This window comes from Streptococcus sp. WM07, from assembly GCF_004570525.1.
Classification (GTDB): Bacteria; Bacillota; Bacilli; order Lactobacillales; family Streptococcaceae; genus Streptococcus.
Genome location: NZ_SPPZ01000233.1, coordinates 1 through 402 on the forward strand (window position 1 = coordinate 1; position 402 = coordinate 402).

Consider the following 402-nt stretch of genomic DNA (forward strand, 5'->3'; position numbering starts at 1 on the left):
GCCCTGCTCGCCGGGGCCTCGCTGCCCGCGTCGGCCATCAGCGGCGCCTGCGCGAGCGACGGGCAGCCCCCGCCGCGCGTGCTGGTCGAGCGCTTCCTGAGCGCCGACTGCGAGCGCTGCTGGGGCGAGGCACCTGCCGCGTCCCCCGGCGGTTCAGCCCTTGCGCTGGACTGGATCGTGCCGGGCCGCCTGGGCGACGACGCCCCCCTCTCCGCCGCCGCCACGCGCGACGGACTGGAGCGGCTCGAAACCCTGCGGCGCGGTCCGCCTGCCACCCCCGATACCGCCGTCACCGACGTGCTTCCCGCGGACCGCGCAGGCCGCAATGCCGGCCGCCTGCGCGTCGGCATGGGGCCGCCCCTGAACGACTACGTGGGTGCCACCATGGCGTTCACACCACCG

1 protein-coding gene is annotated in these 402 nt (G+C 77.1%); it reads left to right on the forward strand.

The annotated features are described in order from the left end of the window. Positions 1–402, forward strand: a 402-nt coding sequence (locus tag E4T71_RS09980) for a hypothetical protein (RefSeq protein ID WP_209304501.1), incomplete at both ends; no start/stop codon positions are given.